This window comes from Variovorax boronicumulans, from assembly GCF_019352895.1.
In the GTDB taxonomy this organism is placed as follows: domain Bacteria; phylum Pseudomonadota; class Gammaproteobacteria; order Burkholderiales; family Burkholderiaceae_C; genus Variovorax; species Variovorax boronicumulans_A.
In genome coordinates, this window is record NZ_JAAAFX010000004.1 from 1,490,200 (window position 1) to 1,509,567 (window position 19,368).

General features: G+C 68.5%; 17 protein-coding genes. 7 read left to right on the plus strand and 10 right to left on the minus strand.

Annotated features, from left to right (window positions below):
• Position 1: 1 nt before the first annotated feature.
• From K0H49_RS08355 to K0H49_RS08370, 4 genes are all read right to left on the minus strand, one after another.
• A complete protein-coding gene (locus tag K0H49_RS08355) occupies positions 2–769 on the minus strand; it encodes an ABC transporter ATP-binding protein (RefSeq protein WP_257624631.1) in 768 nt (255 codons plus the stop codon).
• A complete protein-coding gene (locus K0H49_RS08360; protein WP_257624632.1) occupies positions 766–1,695 on the minus strand; it encodes an ABC transporter permease subunit in 930 nt (309 codons plus the stop codon). The genes K0H49_RS08355 and K0H49_RS08360 overlap by 4 nt, the downstream gene beginning before the upstream one ends.
• A gap of 428 nt (positions 1,696–2,123) precedes the next feature.
• Complete coding sequence (kdpE, locus tag K0H49_RS08365) at positions 2,124–2,828, minus strand: two-component system response regulator KdpE (RefSeq protein ID WP_219211090.1); 705 nt, start codon at positions 2,826–2,828, stop codon at positions 2,124–2,126.
• 8 nt (positions 2,829–2,836) lie between these two features.
• Positions 2,837–5,563 carry a DUF4118 domain-containing protein gene (locus K0H49_RS08370; RefSeq protein ID WP_219213135.1) on the minus strand — a complete coding sequence of 909 codons (2,727 nt, stop codon included), beginning with the start codon at positions 5,561–5,563 and terminating at the stop codon, positions 2,837–2,839.
• Positions 5,564–5,799: 236 nt separating this feature from the next.
• Between K0H49_RS08370 and K0H49_RS08375 the strand changes: the two genes are divergently transcribed.
• From K0H49_RS08375 to K0H49_RS08385, 3 genes are all read left to right on the plus strand, one after another.
• Positions 5,800–6,336, plus strand: a complete 537-nt coding sequence (locus K0H49_RS08375) for a PAAR domain-containing protein (RefSeq protein ID WP_219211092.1) — start codon at positions 5,800–5,802, stop codon at positions 6,334–6,336.
• 1 nt (position 6,337) lies between these two features.
• A complete protein-coding gene (locus K0H49_RS08380; RefSeq protein ID WP_219211094.1) occupies positions 6,338–7,048 on the plus strand; it encodes a thioesterase domain-containing protein in 711 nt (236 codons plus the stop codon).
• A gap of 438 nt (positions 7,049–7,486) precedes the next feature.
• Positions 7,487–7,792, plus strand: a complete 306-nt coding sequence (locus K0H49_RS08385) for a hypothetical protein (protein WP_219211096.1) — start codon at positions 7,487–7,489, stop codon at positions 7,790–7,792.
• 68 nt (positions 7,793–7,860) lie between these two features.
• On the opposite strand, the gene kdpC is transcribed toward K0H49_RS08385, so the two are convergent.
• The 5 genes from kdpC to K0H49_RS08410 all read right to left on the minus strand — a co-directional run bounded on the left by kdpC (position 7,861) and on the right by K0H49_RS08410 (position 13,446).
• Complete coding sequence (gene kdpC / locus K0H49_RS08390) at positions 7,861–8,436, minus strand: potassium-transporting ATPase subunit KdpC (RefSeq protein WP_219211098.1); 576 nt, start codon at positions 8,434–8,436, stop codon at positions 7,861–7,863.
• A gap of 13 nt (positions 8,437–8,449) precedes the next feature.
• Complete coding sequence (gene kdpB / locus K0H49_RS08395) at positions 8,450–10,549, minus strand: potassium-transporting ATPase subunit KdpB (RefSeq protein ID WP_219211100.1); 2,100 nt, start codon at positions 10,547–10,549, stop codon at positions 8,450–8,452.
• Between the two features lie 10 nt (positions 10,550–10,559).
• Complete coding sequence (kdpA, locus tag K0H49_RS08400; RefSeq protein WP_219211102.1) at positions 10,560–12,362, minus strand: potassium-transporting ATPase subunit KdpA; 1,803 nt, start codon at positions 12,360–12,362, stop codon at positions 10,560–10,562.
• Between the two features lie 2 nt (positions 12,363–12,364).
• Positions 12,365–12,463: a K(+)-transporting ATPase subunit F gene (gene kdpF / locus K0H49_RS08405; RefSeq protein WP_183027985.1), complete on the minus strand. Its 99-nt coding sequence runs from the start codon at positions 12,461–12,463 to the stop codon at positions 12,365–12,367.
• A gap of 239 nt (positions 12,464–12,702) precedes the next feature.
• Positions 12,703–13,446: a CPBP family intramembrane glutamic endopeptidase gene (locus tag K0H49_RS08410; protein ID WP_374122319.1), complete on the minus strand. Its 744-nt coding sequence runs from the start codon at positions 13,444–13,446 to the stop codon at positions 12,703–12,705.
• 548 nt (positions 13,447–13,994) lie between these two features.
• Here K0H49_RS08410 and K0H49_RS08415 point away from each other — a divergent pair.
• The 4 genes from K0H49_RS08415 (at position 13,995) to K0H49_RS08430 (ending at position 18,901) form a co-directional block, all read left to right on the plus strand.
• Positions 13,995–15,434: a TolC family protein gene (locus K0H49_RS08415; protein WP_219211107.1), complete on the plus strand. Its 1,440-nt coding sequence runs from the start codon at positions 13,995–13,997 to the stop codon at positions 15,432–15,434.
• Positions 15,434–16,420 carry an HlyD family secretion protein gene (locus tag K0H49_RS08420; protein ID WP_374122320.1) on the plus strand — a complete coding sequence of 329 codons (987 nt, stop codon included), beginning with the start codon at positions 15,434–15,436 and terminating at the stop codon, positions 16,418–16,420. The genes K0H49_RS08415 and K0H49_RS08420 overlap by 1 nt, the downstream gene beginning before the upstream one ends.
• 169 nt (positions 16,421–16,589) lie before the next feature.
• Positions 16,590–17,774: an ABC transporter permease gene (locus K0H49_RS08425; RefSeq protein WP_219211111.1), complete on the plus strand. Its 1,185-nt coding sequence runs from the start codon at positions 16,590–16,592 to the stop codon at positions 17,772–17,774.
• On the plus strand, positions 17,774–18,901 hold the full coding sequence (locus K0H49_RS08430; protein WP_219211113.1) for an ABC transporter permease: 1,128 nt from the start codon (positions 17,774–17,776) through the stop codon (positions 18,899–18,901). Before K0H49_RS08425 ends, K0H49_RS08430 begins: the two co-directional genes overlap by 1 nt.
• A gap of 16 nt (positions 18,902–18,917) precedes the next feature.
• Here the strand turns inward: K0H49_RS08430 and K0H49_RS08435 are convergent, their stop codons facing one another.
• Positions 18,918–19,304, minus strand: a complete 387-nt coding sequence (locus K0H49_RS08435) for a DUF4189 domain-containing protein (protein WP_219211115.1) — start codon at positions 19,302–19,304, stop codon at positions 18,918–18,920.
• Between the last annotated feature and the right edge of the window lie 64 nt (positions 19,305–19,368).

The window sequence follows — 19,368 nt, forward strand, 5'->3', positions numbered from 1 at the left end:
TTCACGCCGCCAAGCTGATGCTTTCAGCTTTCCGAGGACGTTCTGGGTCTGAAGGGTTTCGGATGTCGACACCGAGCTCCTGCAGCAGCTGCAGGCGCAAAGGCTCGCGATCGATATGCGCGGCCGTTCCGACGTCGTAGGAGGCAGCGACCTTTCCTTTGCGCATCACCAGGATGCGATCGGAGATTGAAATCGCCTCATCGACATCGTGCGTAACCAGCAATACACCCGGCTGGTGGCGTGCGACGAGTTCCTTGATGAGCACATGCATCTTGATGCGCGTCAAGGCATCGAGCGCGGCAAACGGCTCATCCAGCAGCAGCAGGCCCGGGCCCCGCACCAAGGCGCGCGCAAGCGCTACGCGTTGCGATTGCCCCCCCGAGAGTCGCCGCGGCCAATCGTCTTCGCGTCCGGCCAGGCCGACTTCGCGCAGCGCTGCTTCGGCCAACGGGCGGCCCGTGGCATCGTCCATTCCCAGTGCCACGTTGCGCCAGAGCGTTGCCCAGGGCAAGAGACGGTGCTCTTGAAACACCACGGCAGGCTGCGCCGGGCTGACGATGGTTCCGGCATCGATGACATCCAGGCCGGCCAGTGCTCGCAGCAGGGTCGTCTTGCCGCAACCGCTTTCCCCGAGCAGGGCGACGAACTCGCCATGACGAATGCTGAGATCCAGTCCGTCGATGACCACACGGCTGCCGTACTGCCGGCGCAAGCCCCGTACGCGCACCGCTTCCTGACCTGGATTCAATGTGGGGGTCTCGGCGCTCAACGATTTTCCTTGTCGTAATTGGGGTGCCATTGCAGCAATCTGCGCTCCAGCCAGCGGGCTACGCCATCCGCCAGAACGCCGATGAATGCATAGATCAGGATGGTCAGAACAATCACATTGGTTTGCAGGAACTCTCGCGCATCCATCGCGAGGAAGCCGATGCCTTTGTTGGTCGCCAGCGTCTCTGCAACCACCAGCGCCAGCCAGGCAACGGCCAGCGCGTAGCGCACGCCCGTCAGGATCGACGGCATCGCGCCCGGAAGGATGATTCGACGCACGAGACCTGCCCAGCTGAGACCGGTTATTCGGCCGAGCTCCAGCAATTTGGGGTCCACCTGCCGGATGCCCAGCACCGTGTTGATGTAGATGGGAAACATCACGCCCAATGCGACCAAAAAGATCTTTCCGCCTTCGTCGACACCGAACCAGATGATCACCAGTGGCAGCAATGCCAGGAATGGAATGGCTCGAATCATCTGTATCGGGCGGTCCAACACGGCCTGTGCGAGCGGAGAGAATCCCACCAGAATGCCCAGTGCGAAGCCGATGCCGCCGCCAATCAGAAAGCCAATGGTCGCGCGCACCAGGCTGTAGCTCAGGTGCTCAATCAGCGTCCCGTCCAGCAGCATCTGCCAGGCTGTGGCCGCCACGCTGCTGGGCGCAGGAAGAAGTTGGGGGCGGATGTAACCGATGCGCGAAAAAAGCTCCCAGACCACCACCACCACCACGGGCACCAGCCAAGAGAGCAACTCCAGCTTTGCGCGAGTCAGTCGCTGCCTTGTTTGTGATTTTTCTTGCGTGTCGCCGCTGGATGCAGACGGAATAGAAAGCGCTTCGGAGCCAGCAGGAGACATGAGAACTTTTCGCGAATGGTGAAGCAGGGCGAAGTAGTTCGATTGAACGATCAGTCTCCCGATGAGTTTCAATGATTTGGCATTGAGAACGGATTTAGTTTATTTGGCCGACACCAGAACCCATAAGAAATTAAATCGTCTTTAGTTATTCTGTTTTTAGATAATCGAATCATGCGCATTGAATCCGCGCATGCAACTTCCGCTCGGACGCAAGGCCGAATGCCCATCTGGTGGGTGCGGTGCGTTGGTGCGCCGAGGTGGGCGGGACGCGACGAACCGCCCGCACGGTCGAGCCGACGAACGCTTGCAAAGGGCACTCGCCCGGGAGTGGCATCTTCTTCGCGGGCGATGCGGCTGCGCTGGGCACTGCCAACGCGCGCTCAGTGCCGACGGGGCTGTGTGCGAAATGATCCGCGGCGCAACTGTTGCCCCGATACGCGCCGGAGAACGCCTGTCGTCTCGGCGCTCGACGCAAGCAACAGGCTCTGGATAGCGTGCCTTTAGACCACCAGCCGATACCCCACCGCCGTCTCCGTCAGCAGATGCCGCGGTTGCGCCGGGTCGGCTTCGAGCTTCTGCCGCAGGTGGCCCATGTAGATGCGCAGGTAGTGGCTCTGCTCGGCATGCGACGGGCCCCACACCTCGCGCAGCAACTGCCGTTGCGTGAGCACCCGGCCCGCATTGGCGACCAGCACGCCGAGCAACCGGTATTCGGTGGGCGTGAGGTGCACTTCGACGCCGGCGCGCCGCACCAGCCGCGCGGCGCGGTCGACCTCGATCTCGCCGAAGCGGAACACCGGCTCGCCGGCTTCGGCCGTGGCGGTGCTGCCCGCCGCGGCGCGCGGGCGCCGCAGGTTGGCGCGCACGCGGGCCAGCAGTTCGCCGGTGCCGAAGGGCTTGGTCAGGTAGTCGTCGGCGCCGGCATCGAGGGCCGCGATCTTGTCGGCCTCGTCGACGCGCGCCGACAGCACGATGATCGGCACCGCCGACCAGCCGCGCACGTCGCGGATCAGCGAGAGCCCGTCGCCGTCGGGCAGACCGAGGTCGAGCACCACCAGGTCGGGCTGGCGCGTGCCGGCCGCGGCCAGGCCATCGCGCAGGCTGCCGACCTCATGCACCTGCCAGCCCTCGGCCTCGAGCGCGCCGCGCACGAAACGGCGGATCTGCGGTTCGTCTTCGATCACGATGGCAACAGGGGAAGGCATGGCGGGACTCAGGCAGGAAAAGGATCGTCGGACGTGACAGGCGAAACCGGCGGGGCCCGGCGCGGCAGCGTGATGGTGAATTCTGCGCCGCCGCCCGGCGCGTTCGCGGCCGTGATCTCGCCGCCGTGTGCCGAGACGATGGCCTTGCAGATGGCCAGCCCGAGGCCCACGCCCGGCGTGGCCGACTCGGCCTGGCCGCGGGTGAACTTGTCGAACAACAGGTGCTCGCGGCCGCGCAGTGCCAGCGGCAGGCCGGCGCCATGGTCGCGCACGCTGAGCACCAGGCTCTGCGTTTCGGCGCGCGCGCCGACCACGATCGGCGGTGCGCCGTACTTGGCCGCGTTCTCCAGCAGGTTGACCAGTACGCGCTCCATCAGCACCGCATCGAACTCGACCAGCGGCAGGTCGGGCGCGAGCGCCGTCTGCACCGTGCCGCCGGCCAGCGCCGGGCCGGCTGCGCGGATGGCCGAGCCGACCACCTCCTCCACCGACTGCCAGTCGCGCCGCAGATTCACCGCGCCGCCCGCGATGCCGCTTTCGAGCCGGGCCATGTCGAGCAGGTTGTTGACCAGCGCGTTGAGCTGATGCGCCTGCCCCACGATGGCCTGCGTGGTCTGCACGCGGGTGTCGGCATCGGCCGTCTGCAGCGATTCGGCCAGGCCGATGAGTGCGGTCAGCGGCGTGCGCACGTCGTGCGAGATGGCGGCCAGCAGCGTGTTGCGCAGCCGTTCCGATTCCATCTCGACGACCGCCTGCTGCGCGACCTCGACATAGTGCACGCGCTCCAGCGCGATCGCGATCTGGCGCGCCAGCGTGTCGAGCTGCTGCGCCTGCTCGGGAATCAGCAGCCAGCGCGGCTGCGCGGGCTCGAGCGCCAGCACGCCGCGCACCCGCATCGGCGCCTGGAGCGGCACGTAGTGCCAGGGCTGCGCGGCCAGCGTGGCGGTCGCCAGGCCGGCCGGCTGGCCCTGGCGGAAAGCCCAGTCGGCCACGCTGGCATCGAAGCCCGGCGGCGGGGTCTCGGGCAGCTGCAGCCGGTCGGCCGCATCGGCCACCAGCACCAGCGCATGGCCGCCGAAGTGGCCCTGCACGGCCGCTGCGCCGAGCGCCACCACCTGCTCGCTCTGCAGCGCGGCCGAGAGTTCGCGCGTGAGCTCGAACAGCGACTGCGCGCGGCGCTCGCGGCTGGTCGACACGCTGGCCGCGAAGCGCAGACCGGCGGTGAGCTGGCCCACCAGCAGGCCCACGCCCAGCATCACGGCGAAGGTCACGACGTACTGCACGTCGCCGATCGCGAACGACAGCCGCGGCGAGACGAAGAAGAAATCGAAGGCCGCCACGTTGAGCATCGCGGCCAGCGCCGCCGGCCCGCGGCCGAAGCGCATCGCGATGCCCACCACGCCGAGCAGGAACAGCATCACGATGTTGACCTGCTCGAGCACGCCCGACAGCGGTGTCGCGACCAGCGTGACGGCGATGCCCATGGCCGCGGCCCAGACGTAGCCGGGCCAGCGCGCATGCGGCCGGTCGGCATCGTCGTCGGAGCGTTCGTCGCCGTTCGCCAGCTCGCGCGCCGCGCCCAGCGGCGTGCGCGGCAGGCGGCGCGCGCTGTCGGCGCGGGCCGTCTCGACGATGTCGAGCGCGGGCCCGCGGCGCGCCAGCTCGCGCGTCAGCGCAGGCGACGACCACCAGCGCCGCCAGCCCGTGGCCGGCTCGGCGCGCCCCACCACCAGCGTGGCGCAATTGAGCCGCTGGGCCTGCGCGGCCAGCGCCTGCGCCACATCGTCGCCGGTCAGCACCGCGGTCACCGCGCCGAGTTCCTCGGCCAGCTTGAGCACCGCCAGCACGCGGTCGCGCTGCGCCGCCGGCAGCCGCTGCAGCGCCGGCGTCTCGACGTAGGCGGCATACCAGCGCACGCTGAGCTGGCCGGCCAGCCGCGCGGCGCTGCGCACCGTCTGGGCCGCGCCCTCGTGCGGGCCGACGCAGGCCAGGATCGCGCCCGAGGTGTTCCAGGCCTGCAGGCCGTTGCCCTTGCGGCCCGGGCCGGACTGCTCGACCCGCCAGCCGCGCACGTCGTCTTCCACGTGTTCGGCGGTGCGGCGCAGGGCGATCTCGCGCAGCGCGATCAGGTTGCCCTTGCGGAAGAAGTTCTGCTTGGCGCGTTCGGCCTGCTGCGGCAGGTAGACCTTGCCGGCCGCCAGCCGCGCCGTCAGTTCGTCGGGCGTGACGTCGACCAGCACCACCTCGTCGGCCTCGTCGAGCACGCTGTCGGGCACGGTCTCGTGCACCCGCACGCCGGTGATGGTGCCGACCGTGCCGTTGAGGCTCTCGAGGTGCTGCACGTTGAGCGCCGACCAGACCTCGATGCCCGCGGCCAGCAGCTCCTGCACGTCCTGCCAGCGCTTGGCATGGCGCGAGCCCGGCGCGTTGGAGTGCGCGAGTTCGTCGACCAGCAGCACCGCGGGCTTGCGCGCCAGTGCGGCATCGAGATCGAACTCGGCCAGCGTGCGGCCGCGGTAGGCCACGTCGCGCAGCGGCAGCCGCTCGAGGCCGTCGAGCAGCGCGGCGGTCTCGCTGCGCCCGTGGGTCTCGACCACGCCGATCAGCACCTCGCGGCCCGCGGCGCGCTCGCGCTGCGCGGCCGAGAGCATGGCCCAGGTCTTGCCGACGCCCGCGGTGGCGCCGAAGTAGATGCGCAGCCGCCCGCGGCGCGCGCGGGCTTCGTCGCTGCGCATCTGCGCGAGCAGCGCGTCGGGGTCGGGGCGGGTATCAGTCAAAACGAAAGTTCAAAAGATGATGAAGGGCTGCGGCGCATTCAGAAAGAGAACGCAATCCAGCTTTGTTTCGCGCGCTTCTCTTTGGTGATAGGCTGCACCGCGCCATACATCTGGGTGTCCGTGCGGCACGGCAAACCCGAGAGGCAGCGTTGACGAACAGTAGGCCAGCACGCTGGCACAAGGAGGTACTGATCATGGCAGAACGGCCCATCATTTGCGTGGGAGATACGACCTCGCACGGCGGCACCGTGCTCGAGGGTTTCCCGACCTTGAACGTGTATGGACGGCTTGCGTCCGGCATGGGCCACAAGGTTCGATGTCCGCGTTGCAAGGGCATATTCAGCATCATCGAAGGGGCGGAGAACCGCACCGTCAACGGCATACCGATCGCCTTGGAGGGCATGCTGACTTCGTGCGGTGCGGCGCTCGTTGCGTCTCAACGAAACGCTCGCGTAGCGATCGACCACACGGCGGCAGCGGGCCTCGCGTTCGGGCCTGCAGTCGAAGGCATGCTTGACGATCATCATTCGGACGCATCTCCCAAAGACTTTGACCAACATTTCGAGGTTCTCGATGAAGTGACGGGCCAGCCGATGGCGAACCGCCGCTACCGCATCAGCGTCGACGGCCTGCGCTTCGAGGGCGTGACCGACAGCGAAGGTCGGACGCAACGAATCCTTGCCAAGGACGCAATGCAAGCGACGTTGGAAATTCTCCCAGGGGGTGAGTGACATGGTCCTCCAAGCGGTTGTACCCATTGCGACGTTCACTGCAGCGCTCACGCTCAAGAGCGATACGGCGCCGGTCAAGGTCTATGTCAAGACACCACGAGGCACGCTTTACTGGGGCGGTGCCGGCCTGAATGGTGACTACATCAAGCCGACCCTGGCTGCATTTCAGGTGGCGGGCATCAAGAACCTGAGCGTGGGTCTCACGAACACCGGCGGCGCGAATTTCCCCTACGGAAAGGACATTGGCGGCACCTTTATTGACGCATTCAGGGCTGGCTTGGTCATTCGCTATGAAGACAGCGGCGATTGGGTCTTGACAACTGGGATGGACGCAAAAGAAGGCCAGTTCAACTTGATCGGTTATTCCTATGGCTCGCTGCTCGCGGCCCAGACCGCCAACTTTTATGCAAACAAGGGCCACATCGTCGATCACCTCGTACTGATCGGATCGCCCATCGACCGTGAGTTCCTTGCCAAATTGCGTGCCAATCAGCACATCCAGAGCGTGGTGGTCGTCGATCTGACCGACAAGGGAGACGTGCTCCACGCGGGAATGACACAACTTGAAGTTGCACTGGCGATTCCAACGCTGGGCAGGCAATTCGGATCGGGCAAGGCAGAAGGTCATTTTTATTACGCCCAAGTGGTCAAGGATTCGCCGGCACGCTGGAAGTCTCTGGCCCAGAACGTCTTTGATGCCGGTGTCCGATAGCGCTGCCAGAGCAATCTGGCTCGGCCGGCTTGCAGGAATCGCGGTTGCGGCATCAGTGGCACCGTTGCTGGCAGCCGTTCTTCTCTTCCCTATCAATAGGGGGACCGTTTTTGTAGGGCCTATTACCTTGTTGACGGGCCTATCGCTTCTCTCTTGGGTGCTAACGAGTGTGGCGGGCTTCGGCATGGCGCTCTGGACTCACTTCAAACGGCCCATCCTCAGGCGGCATGCGTGGTTTGCGTTGCTCGCGGGGGAGTTTTTCTATGCCACGGGGTTCATGTGCATCGGAGCTGTCGTAAGCCGAGTTCTCGACGGTCATTGGAGCACCGATGTTTCGAGCTTCATGATCTTGAGTGCCTGCGTTGTCGGCTGCGTCTGGAGCATTGCCAAAGCCCGTGGCGGCGGCGCACGAAGCCCCCCTCCCTGAGCGATGCGTCGTTGGCTTCTTCGCTGATCCTGCTGCTGAACTTCCCGCAAATCGTGGTGTCTGCGGCAACGGCCAGCTATGCCATCTGGTTTGCCGACCACGAGCAACGCAATGTCGGGGCCCGTTGTCAGTCAGGCGGCAGAGACAATCCTGGTGATCGCCGCAACGCAGGTGCTCAATGGCTTGCTCTGGTGGATGCTCCGAAAGCATCCAACGGAGATCAGGTTCTTGAGAAAAAAATTGCTGTCGCGTCCTTGCTTGGCGTGATCCTGCTCTTCGGGCTCGGCAGTCGTTTCATCTGCGCGGGAGCAGGTTGAGACGCAAGCCTTCTCCCATGCTCTCGCGCTAACGGCAACAAAAGCGCCGGACATGCGTTGCAACAACGCTACTTCGCCAGCGCATCGAGCGCCAGGTTCAGCGCCAGCACATTCACCCGCGGCTCACCGAAGAAGCCGCCCAGCGGCGTCTCGGTCTGGCGATGGACCAGTGCCGTCACCTGGTCGAGCGGCAATTGCCGCAGGCGCGCGATGCGGGGCACCTGATAGAGCGCGGCCGCGGGGCTGATCTCGGGATCGAGGCCGCTGGCCGAGGTGGTCACCAGATCGACCGGCACCGGTGCGGTGTGGCCCGGGTCGGCTGCGCGCAGCGCCTCGACACGGCCCTTGACGGCGTCGACCAGCGCCGGGTTGAGCGGGCCCTGGTTGGCGCCGCCCGAGGCGCTGGCGTTGTAGGGCATGGGCGCGGTGGCCGAGGGACGGCCCCAGAAATGCTGGGGGTCGCTGAAGTTCTGGCCGATCAGCCGCGAGCCGACGGCTTGGCCGTCGCGCTCGACCAGGCTGCCCGCGGCCTGGTCGGGAAACACGGCCTGGGCGGCGCCGGTCACGGCCAGCGGATAGAGCAGGCCCGTGAGCACGCTGAGTGCGACGAAGAGAACCAGCGCGGGGCGAAGGATGTTTTTCATGATGGTGGTGTCCTCAGACGAGATGGATGGCAACCAGCAGCCAGTCGATCAGCTTGATGCCGATGAAGGGCACGACCAGGCCGCCGAGGCCGTAGATCGCGAGGTTGCGGCGCAGCAGCGCGGCCGCGCCGACCGGCCGGTAGCGCACGCCCTTGAGCGCCAGCGGGATCAGGAAAACGATCACCAGCGCATTGAAGATCACCGCGCTCAGGATGGCCGACGAGGGGCTCGCGAGCCGCATCACGTTGAGCGCGCCCAGTTGCGGGTAGGTGCTCACGAAGATCGCGGGAATGATCGCGAAGTACTTCGCCACGTCGTTGGCGATCGAGAAGGTGGTGAGCGAACCGCGCGTCATCAAGAGCGCCTTGCCGGTCTCCACCACCTCGAGCAGCTTGGTCGGGTTGGAGTCGAGGTCGACCATGTTGCCGGCCTCCTTCGCGGCCTGCGTGCCGCTGCCCATAGCCACCGCCACGTCGGCCTGCGCCAGCGCGGGGGCGTCGTTGGTGCCGTCGCCGGTCATCGCGACCAGCCGGCCCTCGGCCTGGTACTTGCGGATCAGCGCCAGCTTGTCCTCGGGCGTGGCCTCGGCCAGGAAGTCGTCGACGCCGGCCTCGGCCGCGATGGCCGCGGCCGTGAGCTTGTTGTCGCCGGTGATCATCACCGTCTTGATGCCCATCGCGCGCAGTTCGGCAAAACGTTCCTTGATGCCGGTCTTGACGATGTCCTTGAGCTCGACCACGCCGAGCACGCGGTTGCCTTCGGCCACGGCCAGCGGCGTGCTGCCGCGGCGGGCCGCTTCCTCGGCGGCGCGCAGCACCTCGGGCGGCACGCTGCCGCCCAGCGCCTCGACATGGCGGCGCAGGGCCTCGACCGCGCCCTTGCGCAGGAGCACCGGATCGGTGTCCAGGCTGTTCGGGGCGGCGGGCAGGTCGACCCCACTCATGCGGGTCTGCGCGGTGAAGGGCACGAAGCGCGCATCGGCGATGGCGCTGTCGTCGGTGCCGCCGCGGCGTGCCAGCTCGACGATGCTGCGGCCCTCGGGCGTTTCGTCCGGCAGCGACGAGAGCAGCGCGGCGCGCGCCAGGCGCTCGGGCGTCACGCCAGGTGCCGGGAGGAAGGCGCTGGCCTGGCGATTGCCGTGCGTGATGGTGCCGGTCTTGTCGAGCAGCAGCACGTCGACGTCGCCTGCGGCTTCCACCGCGCGGCCCGAGGTCGCGATCACGTTGGCCTGCATCATGCGGCTCATGCCGGCCACGCCCACGGCCGACAGCAGGCCGCCGATGGTGGTCGGGATCAGGCACACCAGCAGCGCCACCAGCGCGGTGAGCGAGACCACGGTGCCCGTGCCCATCGCGCCCACGCTGAACACCGAGTAGGGCAGCAGCGTGACCGTGACCATCAGGAACACCAGCGTGAGCGCGACCAGCAGGATGGTCAGCGCGACCTCGTTGGGCGTCTTCTGGCGCTTGGCCGCCTCGACCATGCCGATCATGCGGTCGAGGAAGGACTCGCCCGGGTTCACGCTGATGCGCACCACCAGCCAGTCGGACAGCACGCGGGTGCCGCCGGTCACGGCCGAGAAGTCGCCGCCCGACTCGCGCACCACGGGTGCCGATTCGCCGGTGATCGCGCTCTCGTCGACCGAGGCCACGCCTTCGATGACCTCGCCGTCGAGCGGGATCACGTCACCGGTCTCGACCAGCACGACGTCGCCCTTGCGCAGGTTCGGCGCCTGCTCCGGCAGGAAGGCCGCGCCATGGAAAGGCTCGCTGAGCTTCTTGGCCCAGGTGTCCTTGCGCAGGCCACGCAGCGAGGCGGCCTGCGCCTTGCTGCGGCCTTCGGCCAGGGCCTCGGCGAAGTTCGCGAACAGCACGGTGAACCAGAGCCAGACCGAGATCGCGAGCACGAAGGCCGGCGGCATGCCGCTGTCGCCCGGGAAGCTCAGCGCATGCAGCCACAGCAGCGTGGTCATGATGCTGCCGATGTAGACGATGAACATCACCGGGTTGCGCCATTGCACCCGCGGGCTCAGCTTGGCGACCGCGCCCCACAGGGCCGGCCGGACCAGCGCCATGTCGAACAGGGAAAGGGAACTTGCAGTTTTCGAGGTCATGGTGCGACCCTCACTTCCAGAGCATCAGGTGCTCGACCATCGGGCCCAGCGCGAGCGCCGGCACGTAGTTGAGCAGGCCGACCAGCAGCACGGTGCCGATCAGCAGTGCCACGAACAGCGGTCCGTGCGTGGGCATGGTGCCGGCCGTCACCGGCAGGCGTTTCTTGGCGGCCAGCGCGCCGGCGATGGCCAGCACCGGCACGATCATCGCGAAGCGGCCGAACCACATCGCGATGGCCAGCAGCGCGTTGTAGAAGGGCGTGTTGGCCGACAGGCCGGCGAAGGCGCTGCCGTTGTTGTTGGCGGCCGAGGTCAGCGCATAGAGGATCTCGGAGAAGCCGTGCGCGCCGGGGTTGGCGATGCCCGCCTTGCCCGCGCCCAGGCTCACCGCGACGGCCGTGCCGGCCAGCACCAGGATCGGCGTGACCAGGATCGCGATCGACGTCAGCTTCATCTCGTGCACCTCGATCTTCTTGCCCAGGTACTCGGGCGTGCGGCCGATCATCAGGCCGGCGATGAACACTGCGAGGATGGCGAAGATCAGCATGCCGTAGAGCCCGCTGCCGACGCCGCCGAAGACCACCTCGCCCAGCTGCATCAGCACGATCGGCACCATGCCGCCCAGCGGCGTGAAGGAGTCGTGCATGGCGTTCACCGCGCCGCACGAAGCGGCGGTGGTGACGGCCGCGAACAGCGCCGAGGCGGTGATGCCGAAGCGCGTTTCCTTGCCTTCCATGTTGCCGCCGGCCTGCAGCGCGGACTGCACCTGGTCGACGCCCAGCGGCGCCAGCAGCGGGTTGCCCACCTGCTCGGCCGGGATCACCACGATCACGGCGATCACGAACAGCACCGTCATCGCGGCCAGCACGGCCCAGCCCTGGCGCAGGTCGCCGACCACGCGGCCGAAGGCGAAGCACAGCGCGACGGGGATCAACAGGATCGCCAGCATCTGCACGAAGTTGGTGAGCGCGGTCGGGTTCTCGTAGGGGTGGGCCGAGTTGGCGTTGAAGAAGCCGCCCCCGTTGGTGCCCAGCATCTTGATCGCCTCCTGCGACGCGACCGGGCCCATGGCGAGCGTCTGGGTCGTGGTGTTCGCGTCTTCGGTCACCGGCGCGCCGGCCTTGTCGAGCAGCGGCTGGCCGGCCGCGTCGAGCTTGGGCGCCTTGTAGGCCGTGGCCTCGAGCGTGGTCACGGTCTTGTAGGCATCGAAGTTCTGGATCACGCCCTGGCCCGCGAAGAACAGCGCCAGCACGAAGGAGATCGGCAGCAGCAGCCAGGTCGTGATGCGGGTCATGTCGACCCAGAAGTTGCCCACGAAGCCCTTGCCATCGGTGCGCCGCGCCGCGAAGCCGCGCGCCAGCGCGAAGGCCACCGCGATGCCGGTCGCGGCCGAGAGGAAGTTCTGCACCGTGAGGCCGAGCATCTGCGTGAGATAGCTCATGGTCGACTCGCCCGCATAGCCCTGCCAGTTGGTGTTGGCGACGAAGCTCACCGCGGTGTTGAAGGCGGAATCGGGCGACACCGCCGCCATGCCCGCGGGGTTGAGCGGCAGCAGGCCTTGCAGGCGCTGCAGGCCGTAGACGAAGAAGGTGCCGATGGCATTGAAGGCCAGCAGCGCCAGCGCGTAGGTGCGCCAGTGCATCGACTCGCCGGGCGCGACGCCGGCCAGCTTGTAGAGCGGGATCTCGATGCGCTGCATCCAGCGCGGCAGGCGACCGTCGCACAGCGCCGCGATGAAGCGGCCCAGCGGCCAGCCCAGCACGAGCAGCGCGACCAGCAGAAGGGCCAGCAGGCCCCAGGCGGAGGAAGTCATGGTCAGAACTCCTCCGCGCAGATCAGCGCGAAGACCAGGTAGGTGAACAGGATCACCGCGATCAGGCCGCCCGCGCCATAGAGCACGTCGAGGCCGATCACGAGCGATCTCCTTCGGTGGCCTTCGGCCGGGCCAGCCTGTTCAGGCCGACCACCATCTCCGCGACCACCACCCACAGCACGGCAACCGCCGCCATCCATACGATGTCCATACAGCACTCCTCAAGTTCGAGACACGGGTGTCAGTCTCGGCAGAGGGGCGTAAAAACGGGGAACAGAGGCGTGTGGGGGGCGTAAAGAAAGCGTAAAAACGGCGTGCGGAGACCGTCGGGAAAAGCCTGTCAGCGCACGGCGCGCTCGCCGCCCAGAAGGCGTCGCAAGGCGAGTGCCCCGCAGACTGCGGCCACCAGCGACAGCAGACCGAAGGCCATGCCGTCCTCGGCCCTGTGCGGCGCCTCGGACAACATCGTGGCGCCCGTGTTGTAGGCCCCGTGAAGCGCAATGCAGGGAATGAGCGAACGCGTGCGCTCGTACAGCCACCCCAGGATCAGGCCCGCCACCAGGCCGCCCATGAACTGGTACATGTTCAGATGAACCGCACCGAACAGCACGGCCGATCCGACGATCGCCGTGGCGCGGCTGTAGCGTTGCAGAAAGCCGCGCAGCACGATGCCACGGAAGAGCATTTCCTCCAGCACGGGCGCGAGCACGCACACCGCCAGCAGGGACGCGAATTCATCCGATCCCATGCGCGCGAAGCCCTGCTCCTCCCATGCGGACAGCGGAAAGAAATGAGTCATCACTGCCTGCACCCAGCCCATGACCAGGAGCAGCAGGGGCACCAGCAGCAGCGTGGGCGGCACGATCAAACCCAGCGTCGCCCTGGCCGACGATGCGCCGCTGTGGAACAGGTCGCGATAGCCGAGATCCTGGAAATGCATCACCAGGGCGAAGACACAGCCGTTGCCCAGCAGCACGGTCAATGAACTTCGCTGAGCTTCCGTCAGGTCGAGCAGCGCCCGGGCATCGAACAAGGCATAGGCGATCAACTGCTCGAACAGCACCAGGGCGATGAACAGCAGCACGGCCTGGAAGGCTGTCGGAAAAGGGTCGGAGTGAGGTCGCATCGCAGTGCACGCCTGGCGGCGGAAATGAAGCGACGACTCTAAGGGGGGATTGCACCGCGGCCGGGCCCGTGCGGCATCGAAAATTCACTCGCGTGACGGATGTCTCGGCGAATCGGGGCAGCGCGCCTGCGCTCACCGCCCGCTGGCAAGGTTCGGTCGGCCGGTGGGCATCGCAGGCGATCGCGGCGGCCTGGCCCGCGGCTTTCGAATCGGCCCGAGTCCGCCGGCGCTTTCGCCGAAGTTGCCGGTCGCCAGCGCGCCGCAGCTGCGATCGAAAGTCGAAAGGCGCCGGTCGTGGACCGGCTTCTCCGGGTTCGCGGCTTTCGATCTCTGTAACATCGTCGATGTAACAATTGATCGACCCCCTGAATGCAAGCTAGACCTCGCGCTCGGCCTGCCACTCGGACCCGTGATCCATATGCCGGAATCCCTGGCGCGGTGCAGGCGACGTCCCCGTGAACCTGCAGCAAGCGCCAGACATGCTCTGCGCAAGGCAACCTGAAACGATGCAACGACACCGCCCCGCACTCCGCTCTTCCCTGCTGTGGCTGCCGGCTCTGCTGGGGTTCGGTGCCGCGGCCCTCGCACAGGCACCGGCGCCGCCCAGTGCCGACACTCTCGCACTGAGCTTCGACGCGGCCCGCGCCCGCATGCTCGACCGCTCCGACAAGCTGGCCGCCGCGCGCGCCGCGGTCGACGCCAAGGAGCTGCAGCGCCAGGGCCTCCAGGGCCTGGGCGGGCCGACGGTCAGCATCTCGGGCCTGGCCTATGCCTACAACGCCAACCTGAACCTCGACCTGGACCCGCTCAACCAGAAGCTCGGGCAGGCCGGCGCGATGCTTCCGCCTTCGCTCCAGGGCTTCGTCTCGCGCCTGCCCATCCCGCAGCTGCCGAACAGCTACACGCTGAACCGGCACGACACCGGCGCCAACGCCTCGGTCTCGGCCGTCTGGCCGCTCTACCTCGGCGGCGCGACCGATGCGGTGCGCGGCTTCGTCTCGGCGCAGACGCGCGAGGCGCAGGCCGATGCCGAACAGGCCGGCCACGAGGTCGACACGCTGCTGGTGCAGCGCTACTTCAGCGCCCAGCTCGCGCAGCGCGCGGCCCTGCTGCGCGCGCAGGCCGAGCGCACCATCGCACAGCACGACGCGGCGGCGCAGAAGATGCTCGCCGCCGGCGTGATCTCGCGCGTCGAGCGGCTGCAGGCCGGCGCGGCCTATGAAGAGGCGCGGCGCAACGCACGCAAGGCCGAGGACGACGCGGCCCTGGCCGCCGTGGCGCTGGCCCGCACCGTGCGCGCCGAGGGCAGCGTGGCGCCGCAGACGCCGCTGTTCATCCTCAGCACGCCGGTCGAGCCGCTGGGCTACTTCATCGATTCGGCGCTCGTGCGCCACCCGGGCCTGGGCAAGGTCGCGGCCAAGAAGTCGCAGGCCGAGCAGCTGCACGAAGGCGAAGAGGCGCTGCGCCGCCCGCAGGTCATCGCCTTCGGCACGCGCGAGCTCAAGAGCGGCAACGCCGACTGGGTGGCCGGCGTCGGCGTGCGCTGGTCGCTGTACGACTCGGTCGACCGCAACGCGCTGTCGGCGGCGTCGCTCAAGCAGATCGAACAGGCCGAACGCACCGACGCGCAGGCGCGCAGCGACATCGCGCTGCTGGTCGAGCGCAACTGGCGCGCGCTGGAGAACGCACGCCGCCAGTACCTGGAGATGAAGGTCTCGGTCGAACTCGCGCAGGAGGTGCTCAGGCTGCGCACCTCGGGGCTGCGCGAGGGCACCAGCACCACGCTCGACCTGATCGACGCCGAGACCAACCAGGCCAAGGTGCTGACCGAGCGCGCGCAGGCCGCCAACGACTATGTGCAGGCACTCGCGCAACTGCTCGAGAGCGCCGGCCTGTCCGACAGCTTTTCCGACTACATCGCGCGTGCCGACGTGAAGGTGAATTGATGATGAGTGCCAAGACCCGAAAACTGATCGCGATCCTCGCCGCGCTGCTCGTGCTCGCGCTGCTGGTCTGGGGCTTCTGGCGCGCGTCGCAGCCCGCGCCCGAGGTGTTCCAGGGCCAGATGGAAGCGCGCGAGACCGACGTGGCCGGCAAGGTAACGGCCCGCGTGGCCGAGGTGGCGGTCAAGGAAGGCGATCGCATCCAGGCCGGCGCAGTGCTGGTGCGCATGGACAGCCCCGAGGTGCGCGCCAAGCTCGCCCAGGCCACCGCCGCCGAACAGGCCGCGCAGGCCGTGGCCGACAAGGCGCAGAACGGCGCCCGCCCGCAGGAGGTCGAGATGGCGCGCATGCAATGGCAGCGCGCCGAGACCGCGGCGCAACTCGCGCAGACCTCGTTCCGCCGCGTCGACGGCCTGGCGCGCGAAGGCCTGGTGGCCGACCAGAAGCGCGACGAGGCCGAGGCCAACTGGAAGGCCTCGCGCGACGCCGCCATCGCCGCCCGCGCGCAGTACGACATGGCGCGCAGCGGCGCCCGCCCCGAGGACAAGGCCGCGGCCAGCGCGCAGGCGCGCCAGGTGGCCGGGGTGCTGGCCGAAGCCGAGGCCGCCAAGGCCGAGACCGAGCTGCGCAGCCCGGTCGGCGGCGAGGTGGCCAAGGTGCTGGCCAAGGTCGGCGAGCTGTCGCCGCAGGGCGTGGCGGTGGTGACCGTGGTCGACCTGAGCGACCAGTGGCTGGTGCTCAACGTGCGCGAAGACCGGCTCGCGCGTTTTGCGATGGGCCAGGAGTTCGACGCCCGCCTGCCCGCGTTGCCCGAAGGCCAGCGCACGGCCCGCTTCAAGGTCTACTACAGCGCCGTGCTGCCCGACTTCGCGACCTGGCGCGCCACGCGCGGCGGCGCGGGCTTCGACGTGCGCACCTTCGAGGTTCGCGCACGGCCCTTGCAGCCCATCGAAGGCGCGCGCCCCGGCATGAGCGTGCTCGTGGAATGAGGCTCGCCCCCAGGCTGCGCGGCACTTCGTGTCCGCTTCGCCCACCCCCGACCGGGGGCAACACCAGCGGCCCGGCAAAGCCGGTTCCGCGGTGTTCCTGGCCTTGCGCCGTGACGGTTTCGTGCGTGGCAGGCCTGGGCCACGCGATGCGGAACGGAGGCAACGCGCGATGAGCCTCAGAGGCTTCTCCACCGCCAGTGCACGGCGCGAGTTCGCGCTGCTGCGCACGCGCCCCTGGGACCTGGCCATGGTCTCGTGGGTGCCGCTGCTCGCGGTGTTCCTGATCTGGTGGATCTTCTCGGCCGGCCTGCCGCAGCGCCTGCCGATCGGCGTGCTCGACCAGGACCACTCCGCGCTGTCGCGCCAGCTGGTGCGCTTTCTCGACGCCACGCCGGGCCTGCGCGTGGTGCAGCAATACAGCGACGAAGGCGAGATGGCGCGCGCGCTCACCAGCGGCGCGGTCGATGCGGCCGTGCAGCTGCCGCGCGACCTGAGCCGCGACGTCAAGCAGGGCCGGGTCGGCCAGGTCGTGCTGCTGCACAACGCGCAGCTGGGCACGCATTCGAGCCTGATCCAGCGCGACGTGCGCACGGCCGTGGGCACGGTGTCGGCCGGGGTCGAGCTCGCGGTGCGCAACAAGCGCGGCGAATCGATGACCGCGGCGCGCGTGAGCATGGAGCCGATCAAGGCCAGCACGGTGGCGCTGTTCAACACCTCGACCGACTACGAGCAATTCCTGGGCGCCGCGCTCATTCCGGCCGTGCTGCACATCCTGGCCATGACCGCGGGCGCCTGGGCCGTGGGCCGCGAGCTGCGCGACCGCAGCCTCGGCGCCTGGCTGGGCGCCGCGCCGCGCTGGCACGAGGCGCTGGCCGCGCTGGCGGGCAAGCTGGCGTTGCCGCTGGCGGGCCTGTCCACGGTGGCCATCACCGCGATGCTGTGGATCACGGCCGGGCGCGGCTGGCATCCGGTCGGCTCGCTGGGCTGGACGCTCATCGCACTGGTGGTGTTCCTCGCGCTGTCGATCGCGCTCGGCGCCTTCGTGGCGGGGCTCACGCGCTCGCTGCGCACCTCGCTGTCGGCCACGGGCTTCATCACCGCGCCGGCCTTCGCCTTCGGCGGCGTGGGCTTCCCGCTGGTCGCGATGCCCTTCTTCGCACAGCTGTGGGCCACGCTGCTGCCCTACACGCACTACATCCGCGTGCAGATGGAGCAATTGCAGATGGGCGCGCCACTGGCCTATTCGGTGGCGACGCCGCTGTGGATGGTGCTGGGCACAGCCGTGCTGCTGGCCGCCACGGCGGGCACGCTGGTGCGCGCGGCCGGCGCGCCGGACAGCTGGGGCGGACGCTGATGACCGGCGACCGCCTCCACCTCGGCGCCGCCTGGCGCGACACCGCGCTGGCCGTGCTGCGCGACAAGGGCGTGCTGCTGATCATGCTGCTCGCGCCCATCCTCTACGGCTTCTTCTACCCCTGGCCCTACGGCACGCAGGCCGTCACGCGCGTGCCGGTGGCGGTGGTCGACCAGGACCACAGCGCGCTGTCGCGCCAGATCGCGCGCTTCGCGATGGCCAACCCGCGCCTCGACGTGCGCCTGGTCACGGCCGACGTGCACGAGGCGCAGCAGGCGCTGTGGCGCGGCGAGATCGAGGGCTATGCACTGCTGCCGGCCGACCTCAAGCGCAACGTGCTGCGCGGCACCTCGGCCGTGGTCAGCATCGAGGGCAACGGCGCCTATGCGCTGCTCAACAAGGCGGTGCTCTACGGCTTCTCGGAGGCCGTGGGCACGGTGTCGGCGGGCGTCGAGATCCGCAAGCTGCAGGCCGGCGGGCAGAGTGCCGCGCAGGCGGCGCGCAGCCGCAGCCCGCTCAACACGCAGCTGGTCGCGCTGTTCAACCCGACCGAGGGCTACGGCAGCTATGTGGTGCCGGCGGTGGCGCTGCTGATCCTGCAGCAGACGCTGCTGATGGGCGCGGCCATGCTGGCGGGCACCTGGGCCGAAGCCGGGCGGCTGCGCGCGTCGATGGGCGCCTGGCTGGGACGGCTGGGCGCGCTCTCGGTGTTCGGTGTCCTGAGCGGGCTCTTCTACTTCGGCTGGGTGTTCTTCCTGCAGGACTATCCGCGCGGCGGCAATCCCTGGGGCGCCTTGGTGCTGCTGGTCTTCTACGTGCCCGCGATCTGCACGCTCGGCCTGCTGCTGGGCTGCTGGTTCCGCGACCGCGAGCGGGCCCTGCAGGTGCTGCTGTTCACCGCCCTGCCGATGGCTTTTCTCTCGGGTTTCTCATGGCCCGTGGAGGCGCTGCCGGCGCAGCTGCAGGCGCTGCGTTGGCTCTTTCCGAGCACCGCGGGCATCCAGGCCTCGCTGCGGCTCAACCAGATGGGCGCGCCGCTGCACGACGTGCTGCCCTACCTCGGGGCGCTGCTGGCGCTGACTCTGGCCGGGCTGTTGACGCTGTGGCGCGCGGCCACGCCGCGCTGATCGCGCGCGACAGCGCTCAGGGCAGCGAGCAGACGCTCACCGCGAGCTTGCAGGGCTCGGTCGGCAGATGGGCATCGCAGGCGGTCACGGCGGCCTGGCCCGCAGCCTTGGCATCGGGCCCGAGGCCCCCGGCCCATTCGCCGAAGTTGCCGGTCGCCAGCGCGCCGCAGCTGCGATCGAAATACACGCGCACCTCGCAGGCGCCCGGCACGCGCTTGGCGCCGGTCGCGCGCTCGCACTGCGCGCGCGCCAGCCGCTCGGCCGTGGCGCGCGAGGGCTGGTTGAAGGCATAGCCATGGGCGCCGGGCTTGGCCGCGATCGCGCCCCAGCTGGGCTTGGACATGGCGGCGGCGGGCGGGGCCGCCTGGGCCGCCGACAGGCCCGCGCAGAGCAGCGCAGTCATGGCGAGTCGTCGGACAAGAGAGAAAGGGGAAGCTGCAAGCATGTTCCTGAGGTTAACGAAGGCA

Coding starts and splice junctions, on each gene's coding strand:
- kdpE (WP_219211090.1), bottom strand. CDS start 2,828: ATGCCTTCCCCTGTTGCCATCGTGATCGAAGACGAACCGCAGATCCGC.
- K0H49_RS08370 (WP_219213135.1), bottom strand. CDS start 5,563: ATGCGCAGCGACGAAGCCCGCGCGCGCCGCGGGCGGCTGCGCATCTAC.
- K0H49_RS08375 (WP_219211092.1), top strand. CDS start 5,800: ATGGCAGAACGGCCCATCATTTGCGTGGGAGATACGACCTCGCACGGC.
- K0H49_RS08380 (WP_219211094.1), top strand. CDS start 6,338: ATGGTCCTCCAAGCGGTTGTACCCATTGCGACGTTCACTGCAGCGCTC.
- kdpC (WP_219211098.1), bottom strand. CDS start 8,436: ATGAAAAACATCCTTCGCCCCGCGCTGGTTCTCTTCGTCGCACTCAGC.
- kdpB (WP_219211100.1), bottom strand. CDS start 10,549: ATGACCTCGAAAACTGCAAGTTCCCTTTCCCTGTTCGACATGGCGCTG.
- kdpA (WP_219211102.1), bottom strand. CDS start 12,362: ATGACTTCCTCCGCCTGGGGCCTGCTGGCCCTTCTGCTGGTCGCGCTG.
- K0H49_RS08415 (WP_219211107.1), top strand. CDS start 13,995: ATGCAACGACACCGCCCCGCACTCCGCTCTTCCCTGCTGTGGCTGCCG.
- K0H49_RS08420 (WP_374122320.1), top strand. CDS start 15,434: ATGATGAGTGCCAAGACCCGAAAACTGATCGCGATCCTCGCCGCGCTG.
- K0H49_RS08425 (WP_219211111.1), top strand. CDS start 16,590: ATGAGCCTCAGAGGCTTCTCCACCGCCAGTGCACGGCGCGAGTTCGCG.
- K0H49_RS08430 (WP_219211113.1), top strand. CDS start 17,774: ATGACCGGCGACCGCCTCCACCTCGGCGCCGCCTGGCGCGACACCGCG.
- K0H49_RS08435 (WP_219211115.1), bottom strand. CDS start 19,304: ATGACTGCGCTGCTCTGCGCGGGCCTGTCGGCGGCCCAGGCGGCCCCG.